Annotated in this window: 9 protein-coding genes; 5 read left to right on the forward strand and 4 right to left on the reverse strand. The window is 67.3% G+C overall.

Annotated features, from left to right (window positions below; translation table 11 throughout):
* The first annotated feature begins 1 nt into the window (after nt 1).
* A complete protein-coding gene (locus BW990_RS03280; RefSeq protein ID WP_076444920.1) occupies nt 2-2158 on the forward strand; it encodes a xanthine dehydrogenase family protein molybdopterin-binding subunit in 2157 nt (718 codons plus the stop codon).
* 376 nt (nt 2159-2534) lie between these two features.
* Here the strand turns inward: BW990_RS03280 and xylB are convergent, their stop codons facing one another.
* Together xylB and BW990_RS03290 are read right to left on the reverse strand one after the other, a co-directional pair.
* A complete protein-coding gene (xylB, locus tag BW990_RS03285; RefSeq protein WP_076444922.1) occupies nt 2535-3998 on the reverse strand; it encodes a xylulokinase in 1464 nt (487 codons plus the stop codon).
* Nucleotides 3999-4114: 116 nt separating this feature from the next.
* Entirely contained in the window at nt 4115-5803 is a 1689-nt protein-coding gene (locus BW990_RS03290; RefSeq protein ID WP_076444923.1) for an acyl-CoA dehydrogenase family protein, read from the reverse strand.
* A 148-nt stretch (nt 5804-5951) separates the two neighbouring features.
* Here BW990_RS03290 and BW990_RS03295 point away from each other — a divergent pair, with 148 nt between their 5' ends.
* Nucleotides 5952-6722 carry a sulfite exporter TauE/SafE family protein gene (locus BW990_RS03295; RefSeq protein WP_076444925.1) on the forward strand — a complete coding sequence of 257 codons (771 nt, stop codon included), beginning with the start codon at nt 5952-5954 and terminating at the stop codon, nt 6720-6722.
* Between the two features lie 21 nt (nt 6723-6743).
* Here BW990_RS03295 and BW990_RS03300 read toward each other — a convergent pair whose 3' ends face one another.
* Together BW990_RS03300 and BW990_RS03305 are read right to left on the reverse strand one after the other, a co-directional pair.
* Nucleotides 6744-7268: a DUF3859 domain-containing protein gene (locus tag BW990_RS03300; protein ID WP_076444928.1), complete on the reverse strand. Its 525-nt coding sequence runs from the start codon at nt 7266-7268 to the stop codon at nt 6744-6746.
* A 330-nt stretch (nt 7269-7598) separates the two neighbouring features.
* Complete coding sequence (locus BW990_RS03305; protein ID WP_076444930.1) at nt 7599-9197, reverse strand: phosphoenolpyruvate carboxykinase; 1599 nt, start codon at nt 9195-9197, stop codon at nt 7599-7601.
* A 357-nt stretch (nt 9198-9554) separates the two neighbouring features.
* Between BW990_RS03305 and BW990_RS03310 the strand changes: the two genes are divergently transcribed.
* The 3 genes from BW990_RS03310 to BW990_RS03320 are packed head-to-tail and all read left to right on the forward strand — an operon-like array spanning nt 9555 to nt 12587.
* Complete coding sequence (locus BW990_RS03310; protein WP_076444932.1) at nt 9555-10256, forward strand: response regulator transcription factor; 702 nt, start codon at nt 9555-9557, stop codon at nt 10254-10256.
* Nucleotides 10257-10262: 6 nt separating this feature from the next.
* Nucleotides 10263-11996, forward strand: coding sequence for a sensor histidine kinase (locus BW990_RS03315; RefSeq protein WP_076444934.1), 1734 nt, complete (start codon nt 10263-10265; stop codon nt 11994-11996).
* Between the two features lie 3 nt (nt 11997-11999).
* Nucleotides 12000-12587 carry an HPr kinase/phosphorylase gene (locus BW990_RS03320; RefSeq protein ID WP_327213827.1) on the forward strand — a complete coding sequence of 196 codons (588 nt, stop codon included), beginning with the start codon at nt 12000-12002 and terminating at the stop codon, nt 12585-12587.
* Nucleotides 12588-12691: the final 104 nt, after the last annotated feature.

Below are 12691 nucleotides of genomic sequence, written 5' to 3' on the forward strand. Positions count from 1 at the left end.
CATGACCACGCAGACACGCCGCCAATTCCTTGCCTCCTCCGCCGGTCTGGTGATCGGGGTCTCGCTGCCGCTCAAGGGCCGCGCGCAATCGGGCGCCGCCGCGGTGATGACCACTGGCGACGCGGGCGAGGGCACTTTCGCGCCGAACGCCTTCGTCCGGGTCGCACCCGACGACACGGTGACCTTCATCTGCAAGCATATCGAGTTCGGGCAGGGGCCCTATACCGGCCTTGCCACGCTCGTCGCCGACGAGATGGACGCCCGCTGGGACCAGATGCGCGTCGAAAGCGCACCCGCCAACGATGAGCTCTACAAGAACCTCTTCTTCGGGCTGCAGGCCACCGGCGGCTCGACCGCGATGGCCAACAGCTGGATGCAGATGCGTCAGGCCGGGGCCGCCGCGCGCGCCATGCTGGTCGCCGCCGCCGCCGAGGAATGGGGCGTCGATGCCGCCGGCATAACCGTCGCACAGGGCGTCGTTCGCCACGAGGGGTCGGGCCAATCGGCCACCTTCGGCGATCTGGCCGAGGCCGCCGCACGGCAGGACGTGCCGGTGGAACCGGCGGTCAAGAACCCCTCGGAATTCACCTATATCGGCACCGACATGCCCAAGGTCGACAGCCGGGCGAAGTCGAACGGCACCGCGACCTTCACCATGGATGTCTATCGCGACGGCATGGAATACGTGGTCGTGCGCCATCCCGACGTGATGGGCGCCACGGTGGCCGGTTTCGACGCGACCGAGGCCGAAAAGGTGCGCGGCGTCACGGCCGTGCGGCAGATCCCGCAAGGCGTCGCGGTCTACGCGACCTCCACCGCCGCGGCAATCAAGGGGCGCAACGCGTTGTCGGTCGAGTGGGACATGTCGGCGGCCGAGACCCGCTCTTCGGCTGAGATCACCGCGGCCTTCCGCGAGGCCGCGCAAAGCCAGGGCCTGATCGTCGAGGAGGCGGGCGACAGCGCCGCCGCCATTGAGGGTGCGGCGACCGTGCACGAGGCCGAGTTCACCTTCCCCTATCTCGCCCATGCGACGCTGGAGCCGATGGATGCGGTCCTCGAGGTGCGGGAGGGCACGGCGGAGATCTGGATGGGCGCGCAGTTTCCGGGCTTCGACAAGGGGGCCGTGGTGCAGACCCTGGGCCTCGATCCCGAGAAGGTCACCATGAACGTGATGTTCGCGGGCGGCTCTTTCGGGCGGCGCGCGCAGACCGTCCCGCAGATCGGATCGGAAATCGCCGAGATCGCCAAGGCGGCGGGCGGGGACGGCGCCTGGAAGCTGATCTGGACCCGCGAGGACGACATGACCGGCGGCTTCTACCGGCCGCTGACGGTCCACAAGCTGCGCGGCGGGCTCGATGCCGATGGCAATATCGTCGGCTGGGAAGACCGGATCGTGAACCAGTCGATCATCAACGGCACAATGCTCGACCAGGGCAATCCCGAGGACCCGACCGCCTATGAGGGCTCGACAAAGATGCCCTACAACCTGCCCAACCTGACGGTGGACTGGGTGCGGATGGAAAGCCCGGTGCCGGTGCTCTGGTGGCGCTCGGTCGGGCATACCCACACGGCCTACGCGACCGAGGTGTTTCTCGACGAACTTCTCGAGAAGGCCGGCAAGGACGCGGTGCAGGGCCGGCTCGACCTTCTCAAGGAGGATGCGGGACGCGACCGCGCGGTTCTTGAGCGTGTAGCCGAAATGGCCGGCTGGGACGGCAACCGCGTGAAGGGCGACCGGGCCTATGGCGTGGCGCTGCACGAGAGTTTCTCGACCTATTGCGCGATGATCGCGGAAGTGTCCGACGATGGCGGCACGCCCCGGGTGCACAAGGTCTGGGTCGCGGTGGATTGCGGCATCGCGGTCAATCCGAACGTCATCCGCGCGCAGATCGAGGGCGGGCTTGGCTACGGCCTCGGCTCGGCTCTCTACAACGCGCTGACGCTGGGCGAGGGCGGCGTGGTGCAGGAGCGCAATTTCGACACCTACCGGATGCTGCGGATCACCGAGATGCCGGAGGTCGAGGTGGAGATCATCGCGTCCGACGCCGATCCGACCGGGATCGGAGAGCCCGGCACCCCGCCCATCGCGCCCGCGGTGGCCAATGCCTGGCGCGCGTTGAAGGGCGAGGCGCCGCGGAACCTGCCGATGGTGTCGTGAGGGGCAGCGGATGCCCGTGACCACGTGTTCCGGGCCGCGGATGGTTGAACCGCGCGGCCCGAACAGCACCGAGGGTGCCGGGCCAGCGCCAGTCCGGTCCCACCGGGCTGGCGCTTTGGTGGCGCCGGCGCGTCGTTCGTAGCGCGCAAGGACGTGACGAGACTAAACGCGCCGCCCGAGCCTTGCAGCGCCATCCCGCCGGACTGGCGCTGGCGCGGCACGCAACCGCACGCCAGACGGGGGGCCGTTGTTCGAAGCAGCCCTTCCGGACTGGCATCTATCTTGCCGTTCGGGTTGCTGACGCTTGACCGGGCTGGACACTAGACCCGACAACCTCGGACGCGATTGCCCCGTCAACTCCCGCTTGGATAGCCGCTCAATACGCCATCCGGCTGATCGGCTTCAGTGCTTGGTAGAGCGCGCGGTACGCCTCCAGCCGCGGCGCGAGCCGCGCGGCGCCAGCCTCCGACGGCGCAAAGCGCGCGGTCACGTCCGGGCGCCGCACCAGCGTCTCGATGGCGCCCGCGCCCACGGCCGAGGCGCCCAGCAGCGCCGCACCGTAAGCCGGGCCGATCTCGGCCTTCTCCCCGCGTTCGAGCGTCAGACCCGTCGCATCGGCGATGGTCTGCAGCAGCAGGTCGCTCCGCGCCCCGCCGCCCAGCGTCAGCATCGCGCGCGGCAGCGGCGTCGCGCTGGCGATGGCGGCGGTGGCATCCGCGAGGCTCATGGCGATCGCGTCGAGCACGGCGCGCATCATCTCGGCCCGCCCGGTGCCGTTCGACAGCCCGTAGAAGCCCGCGCGGATATCGGTGTCGCCATGCGGCGTCCGCTCGCCGGTCAGATAGGGCAGGAACAGCGGCAAGCGGTCGAGGTTCACGCGCGACGCCTCGTCCAGAAGCGTCGGGATCGGGGCCTGCGCGACGTCGGCGAACCAGCTCATCGGGCGTGCGCCGTTCAGGATCGCGGCCATCTGGAACCAGAGCCCGGGCAGGGTGTGGGCGAAGGAATGCACGCCCGCCTCCGGTGCGGCGCGATAGGTGGCGGTCGGCAGGAAAACCTGCCCGGACGTGCCCAGAGAGATGAAGCCCTCGCCCTCGCGGATCGCGCCGATGGCCACGGCCCCCGCCGCCGCGTCGCCCGCGCCCGCAGCCACCGGAAGGCCCGCCGGCAGGCCGAGCGCCTGCGCCGCCTCGTCCTGCAGCATACCCGCGACGGCATTGCCCGCGCGGAGTTCCGGCAGCCAGCCGATCTGCGTTCCGGTCGCGTCACAAAGCGCGTCCGACCACGTCGCCGCGGCCTGATCCAGCCAGAACGTGCCCGCGGCATCGGAGGGATCCGTCACCAGCCCGCCGTGCAACCGGTAGCCGATCCAGTCCTTGGGCAGCAGGATATGGGCGACGCGGCCATAAGCCTCGGGCTCGTGCCGGGCCAGCCACATCAGCTTCGGCGCGGTGAAGCCCGCCATGGGCCGCACGCCCGCGATCTCGGCAAGGGCCGGGTCGCGGGCGGTGATTTCGGCGCATTGCGCCTCCGAGCGGCCATCGTTCCACAGGATCGCCGGGCGGATGACGTCGCAGGCGGCATCGAGCAGCACGGCGCCGTGCATCTGCCCCGAGAGGCCGATGCCCTCGATCCTGCCCGCCGTTCCGGGATGCGCCTCGAGCACGGTCCGGGTGGCCGCGACCACCGCCGCCCACCAATCGGCGGGCGTCTGTTCCGACCAGCCGGGTCTCGGATGCGAGATCGTCAGCGGCATCGTGGCATCGCCGATCACGCGGGTCTTCGCGTCGATGAGGCAGACCTTGACGCCGGATGTGCCGATATCGATCCCGAGAAACATCTTGAGCCCCCCTGTGTTGACTGTGCCGGAACCTGCCCAAAGCGCGGCCAAAAGAAAAGGCCCCGCTCGGGCAAATGCCGCGCGGGGCCTGTCCGTCAGACGGTTTTGGCGCGGGCTCAGCCCAAAAGACGACGTGCGATCACCTGTGCCTGGATCTCGCCCGCGCCCTCGAAGATGTTGAGGATCCGCGCGTCGCAGAGGATGCGGCTCACGGGATATTCCAGCGCGAACCCGTTGCCGCCATGGATCTGCAGCGCATTGTCCGCCGCGGCCCAAGCAACGCGGGCGCCCAAGAGTTTCGCCATGCCCGCCTCGATGTCGCAGCGGCGGCCATTGTCCTTTTCCCGCGCCGAGAAATAGGTCAGCTGACGGGCGACCATGATCTCCACGGCCATCATCGCGAGCTTGGAGGCGACGCGCGGGAACTCGATGATCGCGCGGCCGAACTGCTTGCGGTCCTCGGCGTATTTCATGCCGGTATCGAGCGCGTTCTGCGCCACCCCGATGGCCCGCGCGGCGGTCTGGATGCGGGCGCTCTCGAACGTCTCCATGAGCTGCTTGAAGCCCTTTCCCTCTTCGCCGCCCAGAAGGTTCTCGCCCTTCACTTTGAAATCGTCGAAATTGACGGTGTATTCCTTCATGCCGCGATAGCCTAGGACCTCAATCTCGCCGCCCGAGATGCCCGCGTCCTGCCAGGGCGCCTCGTCCGTGCCGGGGGTCTTCTCGGCGAGGAACATCGACAGGCCCTTGTAATTGTCGGTGCCGGGGATCGAGCGCGCGAGCACCGTCATCACATGGGTGCGCGCGGCATGGGTGATCCAGGTCTTGTTGCCGTTGAGGATCCAGTCGCCGTTCTCGTCCTTCACGGCCTTGGTGCGCAGGCTGCCCAGGTCCGACCCGGTGTTGGGTTCGGTGAAGACGGCGGTCGGCAGGATCTCGCCCGAGGCGAGGCCCGGCAGCCATTTTTCCTTCTGCTCGGGCGTGCCGCCGGCGATCACCAGCTCCGCGGCGATCTCGGAACGCGTGCCGAGCGAGCCCACGCCGATATAGCCGCGCGACAGCTCCTCGGAGACGACGCACATCGACGCTTTCGACAGGCCAAGCCCGCCGTATTCCTCGGGGATGGTCAGGCCGAAGACACCCATCTCGGCAAGCTCCTCGATGATCTCCATCGGAATGAGCTCGTCCTTGAGGTGCCATTCATGGGCATGGGGCGCCACCTTGTCGGCGGCATAGCGCGCGAATTGCTCGCGGATCATCTCGAGCTCTTCGTCGAGACCCGAGCGGCCCACGGTGATCTCGGCGGAGCGTTCGCGCATCAGCTCGACGAGGCGCATCCGCGCGGGGGCGGTGTTGCCCTCGGCCATCAGCGACTGCACGGCGGGCTCCTGGAAGGAGTCGAGCGCGGTCCAGCCGAGGCCGAGTTCGGCGAGGCGGAACACCTCGCCCTGGTTCATCGGGATGCCGCCCGCGATCTGGTGCAGGTATTCGCCGAAGGCGATCTGGTGCAGCAATTCCTCGACCTCGCCGAAATTGCCCTCGGCCTGCAGCGCCTCGGCCCAGCGCTGCATCTCGCGCAGTGCCTCGACATAGGTGGCGAGCCAGGCAAAGCCATGCGCCGCGGTCTGTTCACGGTCGATCAGAGCGGCCGACACCCGGCCGTCTTCGGTGACGCGCTTGGCCAGCGCGTCCTTGGCCAGAGCCAGCACGGCCTCGGCTGCGGGAACGGCGGCCTTGGTGAGAGCCAAGAGATCGGGCAGGACAACGCTGCCGGTGAGTGTCAGATCCTGACCGTCGTGAGCCATGGTTCGCATCCTTCTGTCGATTGGCCTTCCGCATAGCGCCTTCGCAGTTGCAGCGCAATATTCATACGCAGGATTTGTGTGATTCGTTACGAATATTGCGCGGCGCTTTGTGCTGGCTGTTTCTGCCCTCTTTGATATCAGGTCGCGGATGGAGATGCTTCTGGACCTTTTGACGCCCTTGCAATGGGCCGGCGCGCTTGGCGTGGGCGTGCTCGCGGGCTTCATCAAGGGGGTCGTGGGTTTCGCCATGCCGATGGTGATGATCTCGGGGCTGAGTTCCATCGTCGCGCCGGAACTGGCGCTGGCGGGGCTGATCCTGCCGACGGTGGTGACGAACGGGATGCAGGCCCTACGGCAGGGTCCGCAGGCGGCCCTGGGCTCGATCAAGCGGTTCCGGCTGTTCCTGATCGTGGGGGCGGTGGCGCTGTTCCTGTCGGCGCAACTCGTCACGGTGGTGCCGGTCTCGGTGCTGCTGGCGATCATCGGCGTGCCCATCGTGCTGTTCGCCCTGGCCCAGATCGCGGGCTGGAGCGGGGCGCTGCCCTTCGGCCCGTCGCGCCGGTTCGAAGTGGGCATCGCGGCGCTTGCCGGGGGCATCGGCGGCGTGTCGGGCATCTGGGGCCCGCCCACGGTGGCCTATCTGACCGCGCTCAACACCGAAAAGCGCGAACAGATGCGGGTGCAGGGCGTGATCTACGGTCTGGGTGCGGTGGGGCTGACGCTGGCGCATACGGGCTCGGGCGTGCTCAACGCGGCCACGGTCTGGCTGTCGGTCGCGATGATCCCGCCCGCGATCCTCGGCATGCTGCTCGGCAGCGCGGTGCAGGACCGGATCGACCAGCGCGCCTTCCGGCGGGCGACGCTCTGGGTGCTGCTGGTGGCCGGTCTGAACCTTCTGCGCCGCGCGGTCTTCGCCTGATCCGCGCGCGCTGCGGGCCGGTCAGGACAGCGGCATGCCTTCGCAGGCGGCGGCGATCTCGGGCGCCATGCTGCGCGGCACCACGGTGAACCGCGCCTCGTAGAGGACCTCGTCGCCGCGGACCGCCCGGAACACCCATTCGCCGGGCACACGTTCCTCGGGCAAGTCGAACGTATAGGCGTTGAGCGAGGTCGAGACCCCGCCGAGATCGGTCACGTAAGCCTGTTCCTCGACCCCGCTGCCGATGAAGGGCGGATGGGTCAGCGTGAGGATCACGTCGTCGTAAAGCGTGCCGTCGATCGCGTCGGTCTTGATCCCGAAGGACACGTTCGGCGCGGCGGGGACCACGTTCGTCTGCCACTGGAAATCGGGAATGGTCGCGAAAAGCTCGATCTTGCCGGCAGCGGTGCCGGGGGCCGCGATCTCGCCCGTCGTGGGGACGTTGCAGAACACCCCCTGCTCGAGCGCAAGCTTGCCGGGATCGTAAAGCAGCGCCTCGGCGGAGACGGTGCTCGTGGTGGCGAGAAGGGCGAGGAACCAGCGCATGAGGGGATGGTGCCGCAGGGGGCGGCGAAGTCAATCGTCGTGGTGAATGAAAGGTTAACGCGCGCGGAGATCGGCCTGCGCGGGTCAGGGGGTGTCGAGCTGTCCGAGCGGTCCTGCGCCCAAGGGCCCGAACGCCGCCTTCTTGCGGCATGTATCGGCCAGTCCGTCGCTGGAATGCGGCGCGCAGCCCTCTGGCGGGCCGGAATGCTCGTTATATCGAACGGCGCGATGCGTTCCCCGCCCATTCGCCCGGAAGAGGCCTCCAAAACGCGACAAGGCCCCGGATCGGCATCCGGGGCCCCGCGCATTCCGTTTACCGCAAAGACGGGATCAGCCGATCGCCACCGCCTTCACATCGTCGTCGATGAAGGGCAGGTATTGCTCGAAATTGTCGGCGAACATCTGCACCAGCTTGGCGGCCTGCGCGTCGTAGGCCTCCTTGTCGTCCCAGGTGCGCCGCGGGTTCAGGAGCAGCTCCGCCACGCCCTCGACCTTCACCGGCACTTCGAAGCCGAAATTCGCGTCCTTGCGGAATTCCGCGTTCGACAGCCGCCCCTCGAGCGCCGCGGAGAGCAGCGACCGGGTCGCCCGGATCGGCATCCGCGAGCCTTGCCCGTAGGCGCCGCCGGTCCAGCCGGTATTGACCAGCCAGCAGGTCGCGCCGTGCTTGGCGATCTTCTCGCGCAGCAGGTTCCCGTAGACCTCGGGACGGCGCGGCATGAAGGGCGCACCGAAGCAGGTGGAGAAGGTGGGCTGCGGCTCGGTCACGCCCCGCTCGGTGCCCGCGACCTTGGCGGTGAAGCCCGACAGGAAGTGGTACATGGCCTGCGCCGGCGTCAGCCGCGCGATGGGAGGCAGCACGCCGAAGGCGTCGCAGGTCAGCATCACGATGTTCTTGGGATGCCCGCCAAGCGCGGTCTTCGAGGCGTTCGAGATGTAGTCCAGCGGGTAGGCGCAGCGCATGTTCGCCGTCAGGCTGTCATCGTCGAAATCGAGATCGAGCGTCTCGGGGTCGAACACCATGTTCTCGATCACCGTGCCGAATTTCTCGGTGGTGGCGTAGATCTCGGGCTCGGCCTCTTCGGACAGGTTGATGGTCTTGGCGTAGCAGCCGCCTTCGAAGTTGAAGGTGCCGCGCTCGGACCAGCCATGCTCGTCGTCGCCGATCAGGACCCGGTCGGGATCGGCCGACAGCGTGGTCTTGCCGGTGCCCGACAGCCCGAAGAAGATCGCGGTGTCCACCGGGTTGCCCTTGGCGTGGTTCGCCGAGCAATGCATCGGCATCACGCCTTTCTCGGGCAAAAGGTAGTTCAGCAGCGTGAACACGGATTTCTTGTTCTCGCCCGCATACTCGGTGTTCGCGATCAGGATCAGCTTGCGGTCGAAGTTGAGCGCGATCACCGTCTCCGAACGGCAGCCGTGCTTGGCCGGATCGGCCTTGAAGCTCGGGCAGTTGATGATGGTGAAATCCGCGGTGAAGTCGTTCAGGCTCTCGCGGTCCGGGCGGCGCAGCATGTGGCGGATGAAGAGGCCGTGCCACGCCAGTTCGGTGACCACGCGCACATTGAGCTGATGCGTGGGATCGGCGCCGCCGAAGAGGTCCTGCACGAAGTAATCGCGGCCCTTCATGTGCTCCAGCATGTCCGCATAGAGCGCGTCGAAGCCCTCGGGCGACATCTCGGCGTTGTTCTCCCACCAGATGCCATCCTCGACCGAGGGCGTCTTGACCACGTGCTTGTCCTTCGGCGACCGGCCGGTGAACTTGCCGGTGGTGACAAGGAAGGCGCCCCCCTTGCCCAGCGTGCCTTCGTCGCGGCGCAGGGCGGCGTCGATCAGCGCGGGCTCGATCTGGTTGTAATAGACATTGCCGAGCCCCTCGATCCCCTGATCCTCAAGGCGAAAGTTTGGATTTACCCGTCCGAATGTCATGTCTCTGGCTCCTCCGCCGATGCGCGGTTTGGTGCGAAATAGATCGGCGCGGCGGATAGGTGGCACGCGGCGAGCCTGCGCCGACGGCGACAGGCTCTACGGGCATAGCATGGGTTTTTTGCGCCGGGCCAGCACCCATCGGTGCAGTTAGCGCAACCAAGTGGAGGTTAGCGCAATCATATTGCGCGGCCGGCTGATTGATGCCGGGCCACCGTGGCGATTAAGCCGCTGGTTACGGAAAATACGGCAAAATGAAGAAAGCGCTTGGGGTGATTCGCAGATAGGAATTGTCGGAAAGGGCGAAAACCCGCATAGTGAGGAAAAAAATATAACATGAGTAGTGTGAGGACACCTCCTATGAGCAAGATCGCCCTGGTGGACGATGACAGGAATATTCTGACCTCGGTGTCGATGACGCTCGAGGCAGAAGGTTTCGAGGTCGAGACGTATAACGACGGGCAGGCTGCCCTGGACGCGTTCAACAAGAAGCTGCCGGACATGGCGGTGTTCGACATCAAGATGCCCCGCATGGATGGCATGGACCTGCTGCAGCGGGTGCGGCAGAAATCCAAGATGCCGGTGATCTTCCTGACCTCGAAGGACGACGAGATCGACGAGGTGCTGGGCCTGCGCATGGGCGCGGACGATTACGTCAAGAAGCCGTTCTCGCAGCGGCTTCTTGTGGAACGCATCCGCGCGCTGCTGCGCCGTCAGGAAGCCGTGGCCACCAATGCCGTCGGCGACACCGAAGAGACCAAGCTGATGACGCGCGGCTCGCTCACGATGGATCCCCTGCGCCATTCGGTGACGTGGAAGGGCCGCGACGTGTCGCTGACCGTGACCGAATTCCTGCTGTTGCAGGCGCTGGCGCAGCGCCCCGGTTTCGTGAAGTCGCGCGACCAGCTGATGGACGTAGCCTATGACGATCAGGTCTACGTGGACGACCGCACGATCGACAGCCACATCAAGCGGTTGCGCAAGAAGATGCGGTCGGTCGACGACGATTTCTCGGCGATCGAGACCCTCTACGGCATCGGGTACCGCTACAACGAAGAGTAAGCCCTGATGGCCATGGCCGAACGGATTGGGATGGCGGAGAACGACGTGCGCGACACAAGGCGCGACGACGACGTCGTGCTGGGCGACGATTGGGTCGCGCCCGATGCCACCGTCGAGAAGGAGCTGCGCGAAAGCCGCGCGCGGCGCGGCATGTTTTCGCTCAACCGCTCGCCGCTGACGCGCAAGATCATCACCTTCAACCTGATCGCGCTCAACGTTCTCGTGGCGGGCATCCTCTATCTCAATTCCTCCCGCGACACGCTGGCGATCCAGCGCGCATCGGCCATGGAGGCCGAGGTGGAGCTGGTGGCCGACGTCTTCGAGGCGCAGATCGGCGACATGCCGGCAGCGCCGCTCGGATCGGCGTCGGGGGTCGACGTGGCGACGACGCTGCAGGGGCTTGACCTGCGCAGCGGCACGCGCGTTCTGGTCTTCGACAGCGAGAAGTTCCTCGTCGGCGACCGCACCGGCGCGCTGGCGCTCAGCAATTCCTTCGCCACCGACACCGAAACCGAACAGCCTACCGTGATCTCGGATTTCCTCGGCCGGGCCTGGCAGATGCTGTCGGGCGTCTTCACCATGCTGGCCGGCGATCCGCCGCAATCCGAGGAAGACCGTCTGCGCCAGCTGATCGAGACGCTCGAGGCCGGCAAGACCCATGTGGTCCAGACCTCCTCGCCCGCCGGCGAGACGCTGTTCACCGCCCTGACCCCGATCCGCCATGCGGAGACGCAGCACGGCACGCTGGGCCTCGTCGCGGTCGCCTCCGAGATCGACATCGCCGTCCGGCTCGAACGCGAACGGGTGCTGCAGATGTTCCTGATCGCCACGCTGGTGTCGATCGGGCTCAGCCTGGTTCTGGCCTCGACCATCGCCAACCCGATTTCCGATCTGGCCGATGCCGCCGAGATCGGCCGCGACCGCAACAAGCGGTCGAGCCAGCCGGGGCGCATCCGCATCCCCGACCTGACCGCGCGCCCCGACGAGATCGGCCGCCTGTCGGGCGCCTTGCGCGGCATGGTCGGCGCGCTCTACGACCGCATCGACAGCAACGAGCAGTTCGCGGCCGATGTCGCGCACGAGATCAAGAACCCGCTGGCCTCGCTGCGCTCCGCCATAGGATCGCTCCGCATCGTCAAGAAGGAAGAGCATCGCGGCAAGCTTCTGGACGTGATCGAACATGACGTGCGCCGCCTCGACCGGCTCGTCTCGGACATCTCCAACGCCTCGCGGCTCGATTCCGAGCTGGTGAAGGAGGAGGAGCAGGAGTTCAACCTTCTGGAAATGCTCGACAATCTGACGCAATATCTCGGCGAGGATGCGCGCAAGAAGGGCATCGAGTTCATCACCGATCTGCCGCGGCAGCCCATCGCGATCCAGGGCCTCGAGGCGCGGCTCGCGCAGGTCTTCGTCAACCTCATCACCAACGCGGTCTCGTTCTGCGAAGACGGCGACGCGATCCGTGTCTGGGCGCGCAAACGTGACAATCGCGTGCTCGTCGTGGTCGAAGATACCGGTCCCGGCATCCCCGACCAGGCGCTCACCAAGATCTTCAAGCGCTTCTACTCGCAACGGCCCGAAGGCGATTTCGGCAACAATTCCGGCCTCGGCCTCGCCATCTCGAAGCAGATCGTGGAGGCCCATGGCGGCGTCATCTGGGCCGAGAACATCCGCCCGACCGAGGCCGACATCTCCTCGGAGCCCCTCGGCGCGCGCTTCGTCGTCGGCCTGCCGATCTGATCCGTGGCAGGCAAGAGCGACCCGCCGGAGCAGGGCGCGCATCCGGCATCGTCCGGACGCCGTGAGGCCACCCCCACGCCCGGCCCCGCCAGCGATCCCGCGCAGCAGCCGCCCTCCGATCCCGGTGACGCCCCCGCTGCGGCGACGGGCGCCGCCGGGGACGTGACCGAAGCGCCGGAGTTCACCGTGCATGCCTCCTGCGTCGCGTTCGCGGGTCGGGCCTGCCTGATCCGCGGCGCCTCGGGCAGCGGCAAGTCCACCCTCGCGCTGGAGCTGATGGCCTGCGGCGCGACGCTCGTCGCCGATGACCGGACGATCCTGCGGCGGGCCGGGGGCCAGGTCCGCGCCCGCGCGCCGGAGGCGATCCGGGGCCTCATCGAGGCGCGCCACGTGGGCCTGCTCCGCGCCGAGGTGTCGGACGATGTACCGCTCGCGCTGATCGCCGATCTCGACCGTACCGAGACCGACCGCCTGCCGCCGCACCGCACCGAAACCATTCTGGGATGCGCCCTGCCGCTCCTGCACAAAATCCCGGATCCCGGCTTTGCCGCGGCGATCCGGCAATATCTGCAGGGTGGGCGCGCCGCATGATCGCGCATCGGACGCGGCGCGGCCCCGGCTCTAACCGCAGGCCTGCCTTCACGAAAACGCTGGGCGGACTCCCGCCCGCCCGCAGAGGTCCTATCTTCCGGGCA

Source organism: Roseivivax lentus (genome assembly GCF_900156805.1).
GTDB lineage: Bacteria > Pseudomonadota > Alphaproteobacteria > Rhodobacterales > Rhodobacteraceae > Roseivivax > Roseivivax lentus.

What these genes read in the sequence shown, in the direction of transcription:
- BW990_RS03280 (WP_076444920.1), top strand. Translation starts at nt 2, where the DNA reads ATGACCACGCAGACACGCCGCCAATTCCTTGCCTCCTCCGCCGGTCTG.
- xylB (WP_076444922.1), bottom strand. Translation starts at nt 3,998, where the DNA reads ATGTTTCTCGGGATCGATATCGGCACATCCGGCGTCAAGGTCTGCCTC.
- BW990_RS03290 (WP_076444923.1), bottom strand. Translation starts at nt 5,803, where the DNA reads ATGGCTCACGACGGTCAGGATCTGACACTCACCGGCAGCGTTGTCCTG.
- BW990_RS03295 (WP_076444925.1), top strand. Translation starts at nt 5,952, where the DNA reads ATGGAGATGCTTCTGGACCTTTTGACGCCCTTGCAATGGGCCGGCGCG.
- BW990_RS03300 (WP_076444928.1), bottom strand. Translation starts at nt 7,268, where the DNA reads ATGCGCTGGTTCCTCGCCCTTCTCGCCACCACGAGCACCGTCTCCGCC.
- BW990_RS03305 (WP_076444930.1), bottom strand. Translation starts at nt 9,197, where the DNA reads ATGACATTCGGACGGGTAAATCCAAACTTTCGCCTTGAGGATCAGGGG.
- BW990_RS03310 (WP_076444932.1), top strand. Translation starts at nt 9,555, where the DNA reads ATGAGCAAGATCGCCCTGGTGGACGATGACAGGAATATTCTGACCTCG.
- BW990_RS03315 (WP_076444934.1), top strand. Translation starts at nt 10,263, where the DNA reads ATGGCCATGGCCGAACGGATTGGGATGGCGGAGAACGACGTGCGCGAC.